Here is a 19,773-nt window from a genome sequence, read left to right as displayed (position 1 = left end):
AAAAAGGCCCCGGACACGGGCCGCAGCCGTTTGGGCCAGCGCATTCCGAACCGAGGTGACGTGCGATGAGGGCTCCCTCCGAAATCCGGCTCGTTCTCATGGGCGACCAGTCGCTGCTCGTGCAGTGCGGCGCGATCGCGCTCCACCGCGGGTACCGCGTGATGGCGGTGGTCACGGGGAGCGATGCGGTCGCGCGCTGGGCCGAGGGCGTCGGGTTGAGCGTCGTCGGCGCCGAGGGCGAGGTCGCGGCCTCGCTGGCCGAGTTCGACTACGACTGGTTCCTCTCCATCGCGAACCTGCGCATCGTGCCCCGCAGCGTCTGGGGCAGAGCCCTGGAGGGAGCGGCGAACTTCCACGACGGTCCGCTACCGCACTACGCCGGCGTCAACACACCGGCCTGGGCGATCCTGAACGGCGAGACGGCGCACGCGATCACTTGGCACGCCATGACCGACACGATCGATGCGGGCGGTGTCTACGTCGCGCGCCACTTCGACATCGCCCCGGACGAGACCGGTTTCACCCTCAACAGCCGCTGCTTCGAGGCCGGAATCGAAGCTTTCGGCGAATTGCTCGACGGGATCGAGGCGGGCGGGCTCGTACCCCGGCCGCAGGATGCGGGCGCCCTCACGATGTACCGCCGGCATCGGCGCCCGGCCGCCGCCGGTCTGCTCCGGTTCGACCGGTCCGGAGCCGATCTCGCCCGGTTCGCCCGCGCCCTCGATTTCGGGCCCGGATACGCCAATCCCCTGGTTACTCCGAAGATCCGCATCGGCGCGGACGCCTACGCTGTGGCCTCCGTGGCGCCCACCGGCGCATTGACGCTGTCCCCCCCCGGGACGGTGCTGGGCGTCGATTCGGACGGGCTCACGGTGGCGGCCCTGGACCAGGCCATTCGGATCGAGGGTTTGACCGATGGGGACGGCGCACCCGTGAATCCAGACACACGGTGTGCCGTCGGCGATACCCTGGCGGTGCCGGATGCCAACGAACTCGAACGCCTCGCCGCCATGACGGATGCGGCGGCCCGCAACGAGGCCTGGACGCGGGCACGCCTCGCCAGTCTGGCACCGCTGGCACTGCCGGAGATCCGGCCCCCGGGGACGGGAGCGGCGGTCATGCGGAGCCTGCCGCTCGCGCTGCCGCCGGAGCTGTCGGGCGTCCGCGCCATCGCGGCGCTCGCCGCCTATCTCGCCCGCGTCTCCGGGGAGCCCCGCTTCGACGTCGCCTACGCGGACGCGACGGTGGGGGCGGCCGGGCGCACCGATCCGGGGCTGTTCGCCGCCGTCCAGCCGATGCGGATCGAGGCCGAGGGCGTGTCCGGGGCGGCCCTGGAACGCGCGGTCGCGGCCGAGATCGCCTCCCTGCGGGCGCATGCCACCGCTTTCGCCGACCTGCCACGGCGTACCCCGGGGCTCTCCCCCTCGCGCTACGGGATCGGCCTCGTCGAGGCCACAGCCCCCGCGCCGGAGCACGCGCTCCCGGATTGTCCGCTCACCCTGGTGGCGGGCACGGGGCAGGCCTTGATCGTCTACGATGCCGGTCGCCTGCCGGCGGCGGAGGCCGAGGCCCTGGCCGAGCGTCTCGAGACATTGGCGGCCGCCTACGCGGCCGAACCCGATCGTCCGGTGGAGGACCTTCCGCTGATCTCGGAGGCGTTGCGCAAGCGGATGCTGTTCGACTGGAACAGCACCGGGACGGCGTACGACGAGACCGCCTGCCTCCACACGCTGATCGAGCGCCAGGTCGATCGCACGCCCGATGCCACCGCCCTCGTGTGCGGTACGCAGACCTTGCGCTACCGCGACCTCGACGGGCGCGCCAACCGGGTCGCCCACGCGCTTCGGGCCCATGGCGTCGGGCCGGACCAGCCCGTCGGGCTCTACGTCGCCCGGGGGCTCGACCTCGTGGTCGGGGCGCTGGCGATCCAGAAGGCCGGCGGCGCCTACGTGCCCCTCGACCCCGACTACCCGCGCGAGCGCCTCGCCCTGATGATCGCGGATAGCGGCCTGTCCGTCGTCCTCACACAGGAGGCCCTCGCCGGTCTGGTGCCGGGCACGCCCGGGACGGTTCTGTCCATCGAGGACGCCGACGCGACGGATCTCCCGGAAACTCGCCCCGAATCCGGCGTTACGGCGGCGCACGCCGCCTATGTCATCTACACCTCGGGTTCGACGGGGCGTCCGAAGGGCGTGGTGATCGAGCATCGCAACGTCGCGAATTTCTTTACCGGCATGGATGCGCGGATCGCACACGACGAGGCTGAGCCGACCTGGCTCGCTGTGACGAGCCTGTCCTTCGACATCTCGGTGCTGGAGTTGTTCTGGACCCTCGCGCGCGGCTTCAAGGTCGTCGTCGCCGCGGCCCCGACCGGTGCGGCACGGGCGCGAACTGCCGGTCCGATGGCCTTCAGCCTGTTCCACTGGGGCCAATCGGACCGGTCCGACGCGCAGATGTATCATCTGCTCCTGGAGAGCGCGCGCTTTGCCGACGCCCACGGCTTCACGGCGGTCTGGACCCCCGAGCGCCACTTCCACGATTTCGGTGCGCCCTACCCGAACCCGGCGGTGACCGGTGCGGCGGTGGCGGCGGTGACGCGGCGGGTCGAGATCCGGGGCGGCAGCTGCGTCCTGCCCCTGCATCATCCGGCCCGCGTCGCCGAGGAATGGGCGGTGGTGGACAACCTCAGCGGGGGACGTGCCGGCATCGCCTTCGCGTCCGGCTGGATGCCCGAGGATTTCGTGCTGCGGCCCGAGAATGCGCCGCCGCGCAACAAGGAGGCCCTCCTGCGCGATGTCGAGACCGTGCGGCGCCTGTGGCGCGGCGAGGCCGTGCCGTTCGAGGCGCCCGGCGGAGGAACGGTCGACGTGGTGACGCAGCCGCGCCCGGTCCGGAGAGAGTTGCCGGTCTGGATCACCACCGCCGGCAACCCCGAGAGCTTTCGCGAGGCCGGACGCCTCGGCGCCAACCTGCTGACCCATCTGCTCGGGCAGTCCATCGACGAACTGGCCGAGAAGATCGCCCTCTATCGCGGCGCCCTGGTCGAGGCCGGCCACGACCCGGCCGCCCACACCGTCACGCTGATGCTCCACACGTTCCTCGGTGAGGACCGGGACGCCGTGCGGGCGCTGACGCGGGAACCGATGCGGGACTACCTGCGCAGTGCCGCGGCCCTCATCAAGCAGTACGCCTGGGCATTCCCGGCCTTCAAACGCCCGACCGGCATCACCCAGCCGATGGCCATAGACCTGCGGGCCGTCGCCCCGGAGGAGATGGACGCGATCCTCGATTTCGCCTTCGAACGCTACTTCGAGGACAGCGGCCTGTTCGGAACCGAGGCCGACGCCCTGGCGCGGGTGGCGCAGCTCAAGGACGTCGGCGTCGACGAGATCGCCTGCCTCATCGATTTCGGCCTCCCGACCGCGACCGTGCTCGACGGCCTCCGCCCGCTCGCCGCCGTGGTGGCCACCTGCAACGTCCCTTCCACGGCAACGAGCGAGCCCGAAGGGCTCGGCACACAGATCCGGCGGAACCGGGTCACGCACCTGCAATGCACGCCGTCCATGGCCGGCATGATGCTGATGGCGCCCGAGGACCGGGCGGCGCTGGCGGGCTTGTCCCACCTCTACGTCGGCGGCGAGGCGCTGTCCGGGGATCTGCTCGCCGATCTGCGGGCGGCGGGCATTGCCGAGATCACCAACATGTACGGCCCGACCGAGACGACGATCTGGTCCGCGACGCAGGAGGCCGTGGCCTGCGCCGGGACGGTGCCCCTCGGCCGCCCCATCGCCAACACGCGGCTCTACGTCCTCGACGCGCGGATGCGGCCCATGCCACCCCGCTGCCCGGGCGAACTCTACATCGGGGGCGCCGGGGTCGCGCGGGGCTACCTCGATCGCCCGGACCTCACGGCCGAGCGCTTCCTCGACGATCCCTTCGTGTCGGGCGGACGGCTCTACCGGACCGGCGATCTGGCGCAGTTCGAGGCGGACGGCACCCTGCATTTCCTCGGACGCCTCGACCATCAGGTGAAGCTGCGCGGCCACCGGATCGAACTCGGGGAGATCGAGGCGGCCCTGCGGGCCTGTCCGGGGGTGCGTGAGGCGGTCGTCACCGTGCGGGAGGACAGGCCGGGCGATCAGCGCCTCGTCGGCTACCTCGTCCCGGACGGGCCGGCCCCGGCGGCGGAGACGTTGCACACAGCGCTCGGCCGCACCCTGCCGGAGATCATGGTCCCGACCCATTTCGTCGCCCTCGACCGCCTTCCGCTGACGCCCAACGCCAAGATCGACCGCAAGGCGCTGCCGGCGCCCGTCGCGGCGATGGTGGCGCCCGCGGTCGCGGAGGCCGGCGAGCCGGGCAACGCCCTCGAAGTCGCGATCGCCGAAGTCTTCCGCCGGGTGCTCGGCCTGGAGCGGGTCGGTCCGGGCGACAGCTTCTTCGCCCTGGGCGGTCACTCGCTCCTCGCGGTTCAGGCCCATCGCGACCTGAAAGCCGGCCTCGCGCCCCGTCTCGCCATCACCGACCTGTTCCGCTTCCCCACGGCACGGGCGCTGGCCCGCCACCTCGCCGACGGCGCCGCCGCCGGAGCGGCGCTGGCGAGCGTCTCCGACCGTGCCGCCCAGCGGCGCAACGCGCTCCGGGCCCGCGCGGGTTCGGTGCGCGATACGGCATCCGGCTGAAGCGGCCGGACGCCGTATCGCCGAGCCGGCGGAGCGTCCCAAATCACCGGGGCGTCTCAGATCGGCGGCGTTCCCGAGCGAAGGGGGCACGCCGGGTTCCGACGACACCCGCGATGCCCATCGACGGCATGCGGACCGGCCATCACGGGGCCGGCTTCACGGCGAGCGATTCGCCGGGGGCCGGCCCTACGCCGTCCCGGAAATCCCGGCTGGAAGTCACCGTGCGACCGCCCCGCGCCGGGCCCTCAGTCCAAGGGGGTAGTCCCGGCCCCATTGGACGGATCCCTGTCCCACGAGTGATCCGTCCTTTGCGCTCCGATCCTCGAATGGCCGAGTCCGGGCCCGATCTTGGCCGCAGCTATGATCCTCCGGCGACCGGCAGCGATGGGTTGGCCATGTTCCCCTCAAGCATCACCTCGTCCGTCAATCACCTGCGCGCCGCCCTGTGCCTCGGGCTGTGCGTCATCGGATCGACCCCGCTTCGGGCCACCGATGCCGTGCAGTACCGGCTCGGCGCCCAGGACCGCCTGCGCATCCACGTCTACGAATGGCCGGCCCTCACCGGCGAATTCACCGTCGGCGCGGACGGGCTGATCTCGCTGCCGCTCATCGGCGACGTGCCGGTCTCCGGCCTCCAGCCGGCCGACCTCGCCCAGGAGATCTCGACGCGCCTCAGGACGCGAGCCGGCCTGTCGGAACCGCCGAACACCGCCGTCGGGGTGGCGCAGTACCGCCCCTACTACATCATCGGAAGCGTCGAGCGCTCGGGCGAGTACGCCTATCGGCCGGGCATGCTGGTGCTCAACGCCGTCAGCATCGCCGGGGGGGCCTACCGCCGGCCGGACGCAATGACCTTCTCGGTGGTCCAAGAGCGGCTGAAGACCGAGGGAGAGCTGCCGATCCTCGCCCAGAGGAGCCGGGAACTCGCCGCCCGCGAGACGCGGCTCAAGGCCGAGATCGCCTGGCTCGAGAAACCGGCCGCCGCCATCGGTGGGGCGGAAGCCGCGCCTGAGACCGCGCCGGGCCTTTCCGGCAGCGAACAGTCGATGCTGCGCGCTCAGCGCGGGCACCAGCAGAGCGAATTGCGGGCCCTGCAGCAGTCCATCACCCTGCATCAAGACGAGATCGTCTCCCTCAAGGGACAGCGCGAGGCGACGGAGAAGCTCCGGCAGTCGGTCCTGCGCGAGCTTGCCGAAGTGCGTGATCTCATCGTCCGCGGCCTGACCGCGACGTCGCGCGTCCTGCCGCTGGAGCGCACCCTGGCCCAGATCGAGCGCGAGCAGAAGGAGTTCGACACCCTGGCCCTGCGGGCCCGCCAGAACATCAACACCGCCGAGCGGACCCTCGCCACCGTTCGCTCCGAGCGTACGGTGGCCGCCCTGCGCGACCTTCTGGAAACCCAGACGCAGATCACCGAGACCAACGGCCGGATCGCCTCGGCGGAGCGCATCGTGCGCGAAAGCCTCGCTCAGGCCGGCGAAGGCACCTTGAGCGCTCGGGGCGAGCCCACCGTGCACTTCACGTTCTCGGTCGTGCGGGTCGAGGATGGCGAGACCCGGGAGTTCGAGGCGTTCGAGACGACGCCCGTGCTGCCCGGGGACATCCTCAAGGTGCAGCTGCAGCGCCGCGAGGGATCGACGCCCGCCATGGCTCAGACCCGCCCCCCGGTCCCGCGCGTCGCCGAGGAGGCGCGGGCGAAGCGCACCGCCGACGTGGTGCGCTGAAACCGCCGAGGGAGAGCCGGGCGCCGGACGCTCCGCGGCAGGTATTCATACGGGCAACCCGGGGCGAAACGGCCCTGACGCCCCCGACGAAACCCGCTTCAATCGAAGGCCGAGAACGATGCTGCACGTCAAGGGAAGTCCCGCCAGCCTCGTGGGCAACCCGCTCTTCCTCGGGGGGGAGGGCGAAACGATCGACTGGCGCTGGATGATGAGCGCGGTCCACCGCCGGCTCGGTCTCATCGTCAAGCTGGCGCTGGTCTGCGCGGCGCTGGCGGCGGTCTACGTCGTCATGCGACCGGTGATCTACAAGTCGCACACCCAACTCCTGCTGACGAACCTGAAGCTGACCTTCAGCCGGGACGACGCGCTCTTCGCCGAATCGCTGCCCGATCCGTCCTTCCTCGAGACGCAGATGCAGATCGTGCGCTCCGAGAGGATCGCCCTTGCGGTGGTCGATCGTCTGCGGCTCGCCGAGAGCAGCACGGAGATGCCCGGTCTCGTCGAGCGGCTCCGTGAAGGCGCCGCGAGCTGGGTCTCCGGGCTCATCCCCGAAGAACCGGACGGTGCGGCACGCAGCCCCCTCGACGGCGCATTGCGCGGCATCGCGGAGGCGCTCCAGCCCGCCGCAGCGGATGGGCCCCGCAACCCGGGGGAGATGCGTCGCGCTGCCATGCGACGGCTGCAGCAGGATTACAGCGTCGAACGGGTCGGCATGAGCAACATCGTGATGATCGTCGCCACCGCCCCGGATCCCGAAGAGGCGGCGCGGATCGCCAACGAGATCGCTCGAGCCTATGTCGACGATCAGGTCGCCGCGCGGATCGAGGCGGCGCAATCGGCGAGCATCTGGCTGCGCGAGCGTCTGCGCGATGTCGGGCCGAAGACGCGCATCATCGCCCAGGGCGCCCCTCCCACCGACAAGAGCAACCCGCGCGGTCTCCTGATCGTCGCGCTCGCGGCCTTGGCCGGATGCGCCTTCGGGGTCACCTACGCCCTGCTGCGGCAGATGCTCGACCGCACCGTGCAGAGCCCCGAGCAGATCGTGCGGGCCACCGGGGCCGAATGTCTCGGCATCGTGCCGCGGCTGCACCGTGTCGCGCGGTTGCGCAGCTGGCGCGAGCGCCTGCGCCGCAAGGGCCCGTTGCTGCGGCAGCTTCCGCTCAGCGGCTACGCCGCGAAGCATCCGTTCTCGGCCTTCGCCCAGACCATGAGCCACGCCAAGGTCGCCATCGACGCGGGCCTCGCCGGCCGGGTTCCGCGCTGGATCGGTGTGACTTCGACCTTCCCGGGGGAGGGCGCCTCCACGGTGGCCGCCAACCTCGCGCACGTCATCGCGGCGTGCGGCGAGCGGGTGCTGCTCATCGACTGCAACGCCACGGATTCCGGGCTCACGAAGCGGCTGCTGCGCCAGTCGCAGGACGGCCTGATCGAATGCCTCGCGGTCGGCAAGGCGCGGCCCGCCGACCTCGTGCAGACCGACCCCGCGGACGGGCTCCACTTCCTGCCCATCGGCCACGCCACGTCCCACTGCAGCGCGCCGATCTGGACCGAGGCGATGCACACCCTGCTCAAGGGGACGAAGAAGGACTACGATTACGTCATCTGCGACCTCGCCCCCCTCGCGTCCGGCGCCGAGGTGCGAGCGGCGGTACAGTATCTCGGCGGCGTCATCCTGGTCGCGGGCTGGGGACAGGTCGAGGCGGAGCATCTGGGTATCGGCGTCGCGCAAGCCGGCCTGCTTCGGGACAAGCTGCTGGGCACCGTCCTCAATCGGGTGAACGTCGCCGCACTCCGCCGTGCGGGCTCCCCGGCCGCCGCCTTCCTGTACCGTGCGAGCGGCCGGGCCGGTGCTCGCGCCTGATCGGTGCATTGGATCGGACCGGCGGACCCGGTCTCATTTCCCCGGTGCTTCCGGGGCAGCGGGTTGCCGTCCATGCCGGGCGGTCAGGCGGATGCCCAGCGGTCAGGCGGATGCGGGGGCTCGGCCTGTCTGATGGGCGATGTCGCTCAGACCGGCACACGCTTCCTGACGATGCCGTCCGCGTCCCGGACGACGAGGAACCAGCCCCGGCCGGCCCCCTCCAATTCACCGGAGGCGCGCATCTCCTCGACGCCGGAGACGACCTGTTCGAGCGCGCACGCAAGATCGGCCGCCAGAACGCCCTCCTCGTCGCGGATCGCCTCACGCTTGTTCTCAAGGTCGAAGTGAAAGCGAGACTGCAATTCAACCTCCCATGGATGCAGGCTGCATCTCGACAACGGGAAGAATACCTTCGTATCCGGAGAAGGCTCCCGTACCAAATCCGACCGATACTCATCAGATCATATAAATTAATTTACTGTCTGACATTGATCAGGCCGATATCATTGCAATATACTTCCGGAGCATGCACTTTGGAGGTACGGACCGGTATCACGGTTTCATCCCGATCGACGTGCGTCGGTAGGCCCACCCTGCACGATCCACGCGCAAGCTGCACCGGAGAACGCGCATCGAGATCGCGATGCACATCGGATCCCGTCGTTCCCCAAGGCGAGCCGCAGGCGGTTCGGCCCGAGTATGAACATCGATCCTGTCGCCCCGGAGGCGAGACTTATACGAGCCAGGCCAGTGCCTTCTACCCCGGAGAAGGGGCTCGAGTGCGCGATCTATTTGCGGAGATCCAGTGCCGTCGAGCGGCACAGGCGACGCGCCATGGCATCTAGGGCTGATTGTCGTTCGATTTCCCGCTCCGCGACAGGCGCTTCAAAATCTTGCGGAGATGCGCGCGCACCGCTTCCCGCTCATCGGCGATGGGGTCCGGTGTGGAACTGCCATTGTCATGAACGAGGGCCCACATCGGCTCAGACCTCCCTTGAAATCTGTCGTCGGGATTAGAACACCCGGGATATCCGTACGTCCAAAAGCAGACATCAAATGCAGCGATGTTTCGCCGTAAGACGGACACTATCATCTCGCAACGGAGAATTTAAGTCTCAAGGTGAGCGAATCCCAAGCCCGCCGCCGGATGCGGCATGTTTCGGGTGCGGATGATTACTGACTTCGTCTCTGCATGCGGGCGATCGGCTGTTCAGCCCACGGTGACGCCGGCCACTGGGGCGCGGCGAAACCGGATGAGGCCCGCCGTCGACGGTGCCTCGGCGAAGCGTTGGGCGAACGTGGAGGCGATACGGCAGATGAGGACCGCCAGGGTGCCCCCCCAGCCGTGGCGGTCGCTCGCGCCCACCGCCACGAGGGCGGCGAAGGCGAGACGAGCTGCGCCGGAGCGACCAGCGCACCCTCGTCGGCTGCGGGGCGGCCGCCGCCATCGCGGCAGCCAGGACCAGGACAGCCCTGGGGAGCGCCCTCCAGGCCCCCGTCGGGATGCCGGGGAAACCCAGCAACGCCCTACACAGGAAGCCGGCGATCGCGACGGGTGGAAGCGGGGGCGGCAGTGGACGACCGTTGCGTCATCAGTATCGCCGTCGACTGCCGCCCCCAGGAACTCGAACTGAAGCGTATGGGTCGGCCCCGCGAAGGACGATCCTTTTTCCCGATGATGAGAAACCGACAGAAGACATGGCTCCTACGAATGGGTTTGTCGTCCGCGGCTGGAGAAATGCGATAGGCACCATTTCATCGAAAACACGGCCGAGACTGCATTCGGTGATTCCATCCCAAGGCATTCGACCAGACGAACACCAGGACAAGGACGCGAATACGCCAAAAGGGGTAATGAGTTAGCTTGACAAATCCGTTAAGATTTCACTAACATCTCTCATCGCCGATGGCGTGTCGGATCGTGGAGATGGGTACGAGCGTCAAGGCTCGGGCAAAAACTAAAAATTGTCAGAAAATAGTATTGGTATCTAGATTTATATTAAAGAGGGGCTTTATCATGAGCAATATTGATATTGTGCGTGCCGGCCTCTCGTCCGGACAAAATTTCAAGTTCGAAAGTCACTTGAATCGTCATCATACGCTCCCCTCGGAGAATGACCTGACGGCGGCCGGCGTGGTTCTGGCCAACGCGATCGGCAACACGATCATTCTAATCGATCGCCGTCCTCTGGTCGGACAGTGCCTCCTCGCCTCGCTTCGCACTGCCGACAAGATCTCGACCTTCGAACTGTATCCGAGTCTCGACCAATGGAAGAGCGAGGTCTCGCGTCTGGCTGCCTGCCTCGTGGTGTTCTGCCTGCCTGGACACCAGGCGGCGGACGCGGACCTCGCCGCCATCAGCCACGACCTGGCCGAGCTCGGCGCCTGGAACGAGACGATCCCGACCATGGTGATGTCGGACAGCGAGAGCCCCGAAACCATCGTCAAGATTCTTCAGTTGGGCGTGAAGGGCTATATCCCGACGACCAGCTCCCTCGACGTTGCCGTGCAGGCCCTGCATCTCGTCCGTGCCGGCGGCGTCTATGTGCCCGCGGCCTGCATGCTGAACGCCCTGGCCAACGCTTCCGCGAAGCCACAACCGGTGAGGACGGACGATGAAGCGTTTTCCCCGCGACAGATGAGCGTCGCCCGCGCCCTGCGGAAAGGCACGCCGAACAAGATCATCGCCTACGAACTCAACATGTGCGAGAGTACCGTAAAGGTTCACGTTCGCAACATCATGAAGAAGCTCAAGGCCAAGAACCGCACCGAGGTCGCCTACCTCACGAACAAATACTTTACCAACGAATAGCTGTCGGTGACGATACCCTCCGGGTGTTCGTCTCGGAGCGTCCGAGGTCGTTGCGCGGTGCAAGAACCGGCTGCGGCGACGTTCGGCGCAGACACTTCGGGGTTTGGCCGCGCACCACCTCCGTCCGCCGGCAATTTCCGCGACGGCCCGGCGGACAGCGCGCTTGACTTTGCCGCAACGCAGCAATCCGGGAACGCGCGGCGATCCCGTACGGTTTGAAATCCCAGCAGAGGGATCAAGCCCATGAAGATCGTCACCGTCGCAGACCTTATCGTCGAGACCCTCGAGCAGGCGGGCGTCGCCCGGATCTACGGCCTCGTCGGCGACAGCCTGAACGCCCTGACGGAATCCCTGCGGGCCCGCGACACCATCGAGTGGGTGCATGTGCGCCACGAGGAGGTCGCGGCTTTCGCGGCCGGAGCCGAGAGCCAGATCACCGGCGCACTCTCCGTTTGTGCCGGCTCGTGCGGCCCGGGCAACCTGCACCTCATCAACGGCCTGTTCGATTGCCATCGCTCGCGGACGCCGGTGCTTGCCATCGCGGCCCACATCCCGTCTGCCGAGATCGGCTCCGGGTACTTCCAGGAGACCCACCCCGAAAACCTGTTCCGCGAATGCAGCCATTACTGCGAGATGGTCTCGGACCCCTCGCAACTGCCACAGGTTCTGGAGAACGCCATGCGGGCGGCCATCGGGCTGTCCGGCGTCGCCGTGGTGGTGATCCCGGGCGATGTCGCCCTGAAGGACGCGCCGGAGCGGGACATCGCGCCGAATGCCGGCCTGATTCCGAGAAAGCCGATGGTGCGCCCCGCCACCCGGGAACTCGACGCCTTGGCCGACCTCCTCAACGGTTCGCGCCGCGTCACACTCCTGTGCGGTCGGGGCTGCGCCGGAGCGCATGCCGAGTTGCTGCAGCTCGCCGAGACCCTGAAGAGCCCCATCGTCCACGCGCTCGGCGGCAAGGAGTTCGTCGAGTACGACAACCCCTACGATGTCGGCATGACGGGCCTCATCGGCTTCTCGTCGGGCTACGCCGCCATCATGGGCTGCGATACCCTGCTGATGCTCGGCACCGACTTTCCCTACCGGCAGTTCTACCCGACGGATGCGAAGATCGCCCAGGTGGATCTCCGCCCCGAACAGCTCGGCCGCCGGTGCAAGCTCGATCTCGGCCTCGTCGGCGACGTGAAGGACACGATCGCGGCCCTGATGCCGAAGCTCGCCCCGAAGGACGACCGCAAGCACCTCGACGCGGCGCTCAAGCACTACGCCAAGGCCCGCGAGGACTTGGACGACCTCGCCACCGGCGCCCCGAAGAAGGGCTGGTTCGGACTGAAGGCCGGAACGAACCACATCCACCCGCAATACCTCACCAAGCTCCTGAGCGAAGCGGCCGCCGAGGACGCGGTCTTCACCGCCGATGTCGGCACGCCGACGATCTGGGCGGCGCGCTACCTCAAGATGAACGGCAAGCGCCGCCTGCTGGGCTCGTGGGTCCACGGCTCCATGGCCAACGCCATGGCGCAGGGCATCGGTGCGCAGGCGGCGCAGCCGGGGCGGCAGGTGGTCTCGCTCTCGGGCGACGGCGGCTTCACCATGCTGATGGGCGACCTGCTGACGCTGCGACAGGAGAAGCTCCCCCTGAAGGTGGTGGTGTTCAACAACGGCACGCTGGGCTTCGTCGAGATGGAGATGAAGGCTGCCGGTTACATCGAGACCGGGGTCGCCCTCGACAATCCGGACTTTGCCGCCATGGCCCGGGGTGCGGGCATCCATGCCGTGCGGGTCGAGGACCCGGCCGAACTGGAGGGCGCCGTGCGGGAGGTGCTGGCCCATGACGGCCCCGCGCTCCTCGATGTGGTGGTGGCCCGCCAGGAGCTGTCGATGCCGCCCAAGATCGACGGTCAGCAGGTCAAGGGGTTCAGCCTCTACGTCATGCGTGCGGTCATGAGCGGGCGCGGCGATTCCGTCCTCGACCTCGCCAAGACGAACTTGCTTCGCTAGAACCGGAACCATCGTTTCGAATGTTTCCAGGGTGGGCGGCGCTCCGGCGCCGCCCACGAAATGAAGAAAAACGCCATGCGCATCGGACTGTTCGTGCCGTGCTACGTCGATGCCTTCGAGCCGGAGGTGGGCATCGCCACCCTCGAACTGCTCGAACGCTTCGGCCTCGACGTCCATTACCCGTTCGACCAGACCTGCTGCGGCCAGCCGATGACCAACACCGGCTGCCATGCCGAGGCGGCCGCCACCGAAGCCTTGTTCGTGAAGAACTTCACCGGGTTCGACTACGTCGTCACGCCGTCGGGCTCGTGCGCGCATCAGGTCCGCGAGCACCTGACCGCCATCCCGCAGACGGACGACGTGAAGGATGTCCGGGCAAAGACCTTCGAACTGGTGGAATTCCTGCACGACATCCTGAAGGTCGAGGAATTCCCCTGGGCCTCCTTCCCGCACAAGGTCGGCTACCACTCGAACTGCAACGCCCTGCGGGGCATCCACCACGCCCGGCCGTCCGAGCTGAACAAGCCCTACTACTCCAAGCCCCTCGACCTCCTCAGCAAGGTCAAGGGCATCGAGATCGTCACGCCCGCCCGCCCCGACGAGTGCTGCGGCTTCGGCGGCACCTTCTCGGTGTTCGAGCCGGCCGTCTCGGCCAAGATGGGCTACGACAAGGTGACCGACCACGCCCAGGCCGGCGCCGCCTACGTGGTCTCGGCCGATTCCTCCTGCATGATGCACCAGAAGGGCTGCGCCGCCCGGCTCGGCACGCCCCTGAAGTTCATCCACATCGCCCGCATCCTCAACGGAGCCGCCGCATGAGCATCGAGGATCAGGGCCTGCGCGAGACGGCTCCCGAGAGCGACCACGGCCAGGACGGCCGGCGCCTCCAGCACGCGGAAGCCGCGACGAAGCCTGTGGCGGTGAAGGCGCCCCGCGAACCGCAGCCCCGCGGCGCGAAGATCCGCGGCGACCGGCCCATCGACCAGGCCGAGGCCGCCGAGCGCTTTCTGGCCGCCCCCCTGCACCAGAAGGCGCACGATGCCCGCCTGTGGGACCTGCGCGGCAAGCGCGATGTCGCGGCCTTCGGCATTCCCGAATGGGAGGAGCTTCGCGAACTCGCCTCCCAGATCAAGACCCACACCCTGTCGAACCTCGACAGATACCTCGAGGAGTTCGAGGCGAACGCCCGGGCCAACGGTGTTCACGTCCACTGGGCGGCGGACGGGGCCGACCACAACCGCATCGTCCACGGCATTCTCAAGGATCACGGCGCGAAGACGCTGATCAAGTCCAAATCCATGCTCACGGAGGAGTGCGGCTTTCGCCATTACATGGCCGGCACCGGCATCGAAGTGATCGAGACCGATCTCGGCGAGCGCATCCAGCAACTCGACAACGAGGAGCCGAGCCACGTCGTCGTGCCGGCGGTGCACAAGACCCGGTTCGACGTGGCGGAAGTCTTCGCCCGGACCATGGGCACCGACCCGGAGAACGACGACGCTCACTACCTGGCCGAGAGCCAGCGCATGCACACGCGTCCCCTCATCCTGGAGGCGGATGCGGGGATGACCGGCTGCAACTTCGCCATCGCGGAAACCGGCACCGTCGTCACCTGCACCAACGAGGGCAATGCCGACCTCTCGGGCAACGTGCCCAAGCTTCAGATCCACTCCATCGGCATCGAGAAGCTGATCCCGCGCATCGAGCATCTCGGCGTGTTCATCCGCCTGCTGTCGCGCTCGGCGCTGGGCTCGCCGATCACCCAGTACACTTCGCATTTCAGGGGGCCGCGTGAAGGCACCGAAATGCACATGGTGCTGGTCGACAACGGCCGTTCCGAGCGCCTCGGGATGGAGGAGTTCTGGACCTCGCTCAAATGCATCCGCTGCGGCGCCTGCATGAACACCTGTCCGGTCTACCGGCGCTCGGGCGGCCTGTCCTACGGCGCCACCTATTCGGGACCCATCGGGCTCATCATCGACCCGACCTTCAACAAGCGCAAGTATTCGACCCTGCCGTTCTCCTCGACCATGAACGGCTCCTGCACCAACGTCTGCCCGGTGAAGATCAACATTCACGAGCAGATCTTCGCGTGGCGCAAGGTCCTGGCCGAGGAGCACCAGATTCCTTTGCTAAAGCAGGGAATGATGAAGGCGGCGGGTCAGGTGTTGAGCCGGCCGGCCGCCTACCGCGCCGCCATCGGGGCGGCCGATTCCGCCCTCAGGGCCCTGCCGCGCTTCGCCGTCTACAACCCGCTCAACACCTGGGGGAAGGGCCGCGAGATGCCCGAGACCCCGCGCCAGAGCTTCCATAGCTGGTACAAGCAGAACCGGATGACCAAGCAGGACGGCGCCAAATGAGCGCCCGTGACGACACCCTGGCCCGCATCCGGAAGAACCGCCCGGCGGGCGACCATCCCCTGCCGGAGGTGCCGGTGTTTCCCCCCCTCGTGGGCGACGACCACGTGGCGGAGTTCGGCGAGCGCCTGAAGCGCATGGGCGGCCGCATCGCCGCCCCGGTCCCAGGCGCCGATCCGTTCGCCGCCGTGCGCGAGCGTCTCGACACGGCGGCCGTCATCGCCTCCGCCGTGCCGGAGATCACGGGAAACCGTGATCTCGGAGCGGTCGCCCGCCCGCAGGACCTCGCCGACGTCGATGTCGCCATCGTGCGCGCGGTGTTCGGTGTCGCCGAGACCGGCTCGGTGCTGTTCACCCAGGACGAGTTGCAGGTGAACGCCGTGGCCTACCTCGCCCAGCACCTCGTGGTGTTGCTCGATCCGGCCGATATCCTGGTCAACATCCAGGCGGCCTATCGCCGGCCCGATTTCGGCCGCGCCGCCTACGCCGTGCTCCACACCGGCCCTTCGGCCACCGCCGATATCGAGGGTGTGCTGATCCATGGGGCGCAGGGCGTGCGCTCCCTCACGGTGATCCTGCTGCCCCGGGCCTGAGCGATCCGAGCATGGCGCGCGGGGAGGGCAGGGGTGGCTCGATCGCGGAGCTTTTCCGTCCGAACGGGCGTAATCCTTGCACCCGTGCGGGCACAAAGGCTTGCACCCGTGCGGGCACAAAGGAAGGAGCTTCCATGCGCTACACCCTCGGCTGCAGCCTGTCGTACAACATCCTCTCGGACACGACCTTCATCTTCAACCTGGAAGTCGCCAAGCTGCGGAGCCTGGAGATCCTCAGTGAATCCCTGGTGCTGACCCCCAATCTCAAGCGCGACATCTACACGACGCCCGATCTCCTGAACCGCTATCTCGGCGTCAACGTGCCGATGGGGCAGTTCGCGCTGGAATACAACGCCGAGGTCGAACTCACCGTCCACCGGGCCGACCCGGCCACCATCAACGAGACGCCGATCGGCCAACTGCCCCTCGACATCCTGCCCTTCCTGCTGCCGAGCCGCTTCGTCTCGTCGGACCGCCTGACACCCTTCGCCCAGGCCGAGTTCGGCGCCCTGCCCAAGGGCCATGCCCGCGTGAACCAGATCTGCAACTGGATCCACGACCACCTGACCTACCAGCCCGGCACCAGCGACGGCGAGACCACCGCCGACGAGAGCCTGCTGAAGCGCGCCGGCGTCTGCCGCGACTTCGCACATATCGGCACGGCGTTCTGCCGGGCGCTCGGCATCCCCGCCCGCTTCGTGAGCTGCTACGCCCACGGCCTCGTGCCGAGCGACTTCCACGCGGTTTTCGAGGCCTATCTCGACGGGCGCTGGTGGCTGTTCGACGCGACGCGACAGGCCGACCTCGACGGTCTCGTCCGCATCGGCGTCGGCCGGGATGCCGCCGAGATCGCATTCTCGACGCCCTACGGCAACATGCAGCCCATCAACCAGCAGATCCGCATCGTCCGCTCGGACGGCCTGGGCAGCCCGCCCCAGCGAACGGTGGACGCCATCTCGACGGAGGTGCCGGCGCCGCATGCGGGTGCCGCCTGACGTTCATCGGAGCGCCGACGCGGCTGGTCGCCCCGCCGGAGCGTGACCGAGCCACAGATTCAGTACCGGCCGGAATCCCGATCGCGCCGGGGACGCTCGTAGGCATCCGAGCCGCGCCGGTCGTAGCCGTCCGACCGGCGCTCGGAATCGCCCCGACCGCGGACGCGATCATCACGGTCGTCGTCGCGCTCGTCCCGGCGATTGTCGCGGCGGCCACGCCCGTCGTCATCGCGAAGATCCCGTCCCCGGGGCTCCTCGCGACGGCCGGAGGCGGCCAGCGGCGCGTACCAGCACATCTTGCTGAGGCCCGGAGCCGGATCGCCGAAGGTCGAGACGGCGCACAGGATCGAGCCGCCCTGCGGGAAGGGGCGCCCGTTCGTGCGGCCGGTGACGCCGAAATAGACGTTGGTCGCGTGGGGCATGCGGCAGACCTGCCCTTCCTGCGCGCAGGGAACGAGATCGTCGATATCGAGCTGCGCCCGGGCCGGAACCGAACCGAAGAGGGCCGCCCCGAGGAGGGCGCCGAGGAAGACGGCAAGTCCAGAACGCACGATCTCGATCCTCTCCGATGGTGCCCACCGCCGACATGGATCGGCCGCACCTGCGCAACGCGGGCCGCACCCCGCCGCCGACGTGCCGATGTCCTATCACGTCCGCCGGCCCGCGCCAGCGATCCGCCGAGGGCCCACGCAAAGCAGCGGCACGGCCCATTTCACGGACTCTTAAAGGACTATCGGCAAGGGTCGGCGCACGATGACGGGGTTCGGCTCGCCGCCGGTCCCAACCGAGACGAAGATCATGCGCACTGCCCTGGCCGGAACCTCCGACGATCCGGCCGTCGCCCGATCCGTCGCGGATCCGATCCGGTCGCCCCTGCTACAAAGGGTGATCTTCTCTCTCCTCTTCGTGCTGCTGGTCACGAAGGCGATCGAGCTCACCTGGCCACCGCTCGGGCGGATCACGGCGCTCATCGATTTCGACGCGTTCCTGATCGCGGGCCGCCTTGTCTGGCGCGGAGAGGTCGAACAGGCGTACCATTTCACGACGCTGCTTCTGGCACAGCGCACCCTCGGGGCGCCCGATACCTTCCTGCCCTGGACCTACCCGCCCGTCTTCAACCTGGTGGTGGCGCCCTTCGCGCTCCTCCCCCGTGGACTGGCCTACCTGCTGTTCACGGGCGGCACCCTGGCGGCTTATCTGATGGTCCTGCGGCGTCTGGCCCCACAGCATCTCGGCGCGCTCCTCGCCCTCGTGTTTCCCGCCTTGATCGTCACCATCGCCTGCGGCCAGAACGGGTTCCTGAGCGGCAGCCTCATCGGCCTGGCCTGCCTCTATCTCGCGCGCCACGACCCGCGCGCCGGGCTGCCCCTGGGCCTGATGGCGATCAAGCCGCATCTCGCCGTCGGCTTCGCGCTCCAGGCCGCGATGACCCGCGACTGGCGCACGGCACTCATCGCCGCGGGCGTGGCGGGCGCATCGGCCGCGCTCGCCACCCTGGTGCTCGGCCCGTCCGTCTGGAGGGCGTTCCTCGGTGGTGTCGCCGAGGCGGGGGCCTTCCTGGAACAGGGGCTCTATCCCCTGTTCCGGATGATCTCGGCCTATGCCGTCGTGCGGACCCTCGGCGCGTCCGCCGCGGTGGCCATGGCGGTTCAGGCCTGCGTCGCATTCCTCGCCCTCGGTCTCGTGGCCCTCGCCATCCGCCGCCGGATGCCGACCCGCCAGGTGATCGGGCTCACTGCCGTCGCGAGCCTTCTGGTGAGCCCCTACGCCTACGATTACGATCTTCCGATCCTCGGTGTCGGCTTGGCGCTCCTCGCCCCCGATCTCATGGCGCGCACGACGGCGCGCGAACGGACGGCCGTCTTCACCCTCGCCTGGATCGCCTCCGGATGGGGCTTGGCCATGACGGGTGCGTTGCGTGTCAGGTACGGCGAAGAAGGCCTCGCCCTCGGGGCGATGCCCCTGTCTCTGGCCGGTGTTGGACTGGTGGGACTGGTGGGACTGATCTGGCGGGTGCTCCAGCGCCCGCCCGCACAGGCCGTACCGGAGATGTTGTGAGACCGGCGCTGCGGTTCACGCGGCCCGGAAACCGCAGCGGTCGGATATGCCGAGCCTTCGCGCGTGAGGCGTGCCGTCTTCGCTGTAGAGCGCTTCGACGATGCGAAGGCCGGTTGTTCGGAAGGCGCGTGACCCACATCCCCGATCCGGCTCGAAACGAGCGGGCAGAAGCCTAGAACGCCGAGATACCGCGTGCGCGCCGAAGGCCCCCGGACGAGGGCGTGCTCTGCGGCTCGTTCACGGGCGGGGTAGGGGTAAGCACCGGCGCCTCCACCGGGGCAGCCGGCGTCGGCACCTTGCCGACACGCTCGATCCGCACGCCGACGTAATCACCCCGGCGCCAGGCCAGACGGACGAGGCAGAGGAAATCGCGGCCGATGATCCGCAGCATGAAGACATCCGGCAACGCCAAACTCGCCGGAACGCCAATCTTCGCACCCGATTTCGATACGTCCTTCACGGTGCACGGAACCTCTGTGCCGTCGCGAAACCGAATCGTCGCGATCCAGTTCGTTTCGCTGCGCACTTCGCGCCGCGCCAATTCCGTCGCGCTCTCGGCACTCGCTGTCACGCGCATCGTCCTTCGCTGAACTCCTCACCAAGCACAGTGAGCGGGAGAGATTTACGAAGCGATACCGTACAAACGCTTTGCGATCACAGCCCCGTGATCGCAAACAAGTTCGATGG

The 19,773-nt window shown here is 68.3% G+C and carries 13 protein-coding genes; 10 read left to right on the top strand and 3 right to left on the bottom strand.

Features of this window, described 5'->3' with window-relative positions:
- Positions 1–65: 65 nt before the first annotated feature.
- The 3 genes from ASF25_RS20800 (at position 66) to ASF25_RS20790 (ending at position 8,267) form a co-directional block, all read left to right on the top strand.
- Positions 66–4,682: a MupA/Atu3671 family FMN-dependent luciferase-like monooxygenase gene (locus ASF25_RS20800; RefSeq protein WP_082503006.1), complete on the top strand. Its 4,617-nt coding sequence runs from the start codon at positions 66–68 to the stop codon at positions 4,680–4,682.
- Between the two features lie 395 nt (positions 4,683–5,077).
- Positions 5,078–6,406 (top strand): polysaccharide biosynthesis/export family protein, encoded by a 1,329-nt coding sequence (locus tag ASF25_RS20795; protein ID WP_162238653.1) that lies wholly within the window; start codon positions 5,078–5,080, stop codon positions 6,404–6,406.
- Between the two features lie 118 nt (positions 6,407–6,524).
- Positions 6,525–8,267: a tyrosine-protein kinase domain-containing protein gene (locus ASF25_RS20790; protein ID WP_056306630.1), complete on the top strand. Its 1,743-nt coding sequence runs from the start codon at positions 6,525–6,527 to the stop codon at positions 8,265–8,267.
- 146 nt (positions 8,268–8,413) lie between these two features.
- On the opposite strand, the gene ASF25_RS20785 is transcribed toward ASF25_RS20790, so the two are convergent.
- The gene (locus tag ASF25_RS20785) at positions 8,414–8,629 is read right to left on the bottom strand and encodes a hypothetical protein (protein ID WP_056167296.1); all 216 of its coding nucleotides are present in this window, start codon (positions 8,627–8,629) and stop codon (positions 8,414–8,416) included.
- A 1,655-nt stretch (positions 8,630–10,284) separates the two neighbouring features.
- Between ASF25_RS20785 and ASF25_RS20780 the strand changes: the two genes are divergently transcribed.
- The 6 genes from ASF25_RS20780 (at position 10,285) to ASF25_RS20755 (ending at position 17,028) form a co-directional block, all read left to right on the top strand.
- A complete protein-coding gene (locus ASF25_RS20780; RefSeq protein WP_082479327.1) occupies positions 10,285–11,079 on the top strand; it encodes a response regulator transcription factor in 795 nt (264 codons plus the stop codon).
- A 243-nt stretch (positions 11,080–11,322) separates the two neighbouring features.
- Complete coding sequence (gene poxB / locus ASF25_RS20775) at positions 11,323–13,083, top strand: ubiquinone-dependent pyruvate dehydrogenase (RefSeq protein WP_056306629.1); 1,761 nt, start codon at positions 11,323–11,325, stop codon at positions 13,081–13,083.
- A gap of 75 nt (positions 13,084–13,158) precedes the next feature.
- Complete coding sequence (locus tag ASF25_RS20770) at positions 13,159–13,902, top strand: (Fe-S)-binding protein (RefSeq protein WP_056167303.1); 744 nt, start codon at positions 13,159–13,161, stop codon at positions 13,900–13,902.
- Entirely contained in the window at positions 13,899–15,443 is a 1,545-nt protein-coding gene (locus ASF25_RS20765; protein ID WP_056267334.1) for a lactate utilization protein B, read from the top strand. Before ASF25_RS20770 ends, ASF25_RS20765 begins: the two co-directional genes overlap by 4 nt.
- The gene (locus ASF25_RS20760) at positions 15,440–16,033 is read left to right on the top strand and encodes an LUD domain-containing protein (protein ID WP_056267332.1); all 594 of its coding nucleotides are present in this window, start codon (positions 15,440–15,442) and stop codon (positions 16,031–16,033) included. Before ASF25_RS20765 ends, ASF25_RS20760 begins: the two co-directional genes overlap by 4 nt.
- Before the next feature lie 134 nt (positions 16,034–16,167).
- Positions 16,168–17,028, top strand: coding sequence for a transglutaminase family protein (locus tag ASF25_RS20755; protein WP_056167310.1), 861 nt, complete (start codon positions 16,168–16,170; stop codon positions 17,026–17,028).
- Between the two features lie 59 nt (positions 17,029–17,087).
- Here the strand turns inward: ASF25_RS20755 and ASF25_RS23325 are convergent, their stop codons facing one another.
- A complete protein-coding gene (locus ASF25_RS23325; RefSeq protein ID WP_056306628.1) occupies positions 17,088–17,579 on the bottom strand; it encodes a hypothetical protein in 492 nt (163 codons plus the stop codon).
- Between the two features lie 247 nt (positions 17,580–17,826).
- Between ASF25_RS23325 and ASF25_RS20745 the strand changes: the two genes are divergently transcribed.
- Positions 17,827–19,086: a glycosyltransferase family 87 protein gene (locus ASF25_RS20745; protein ID WP_056306647.1), complete on the top strand. Its 1,260-nt coding sequence runs from the start codon at positions 17,827–17,829 to the stop codon at positions 19,084–19,086.
- Between the two features lie 172 nt (positions 19,087–19,258).
- Here ASF25_RS20745 and ASF25_RS22360 read toward each other — a convergent pair whose 3' ends face one another.
- Positions 19,259–19,627 (bottom strand): PilZ domain-containing protein, encoded by a 369-nt coding sequence (locus ASF25_RS22360; protein WP_244473120.1) that lies wholly within the window; start codon positions 19,625–19,627, stop codon positions 19,259–19,261.
- Positions 19,628–19,773: the final 146 nt, after the last annotated feature.

The organism is Methylobacterium sp. Leaf100 (assembly GCF_001422845.1).
Classification (GTDB): domain Bacteria; phylum Pseudomonadota; class Alphaproteobacteria; order Rhizobiales; family Beijerinckiaceae; genus Methylobacterium.
Note: the sequence above shows the minus strand (reverse complement) of the source record. Positions and strands in the feature narration are given on the sequence as shown.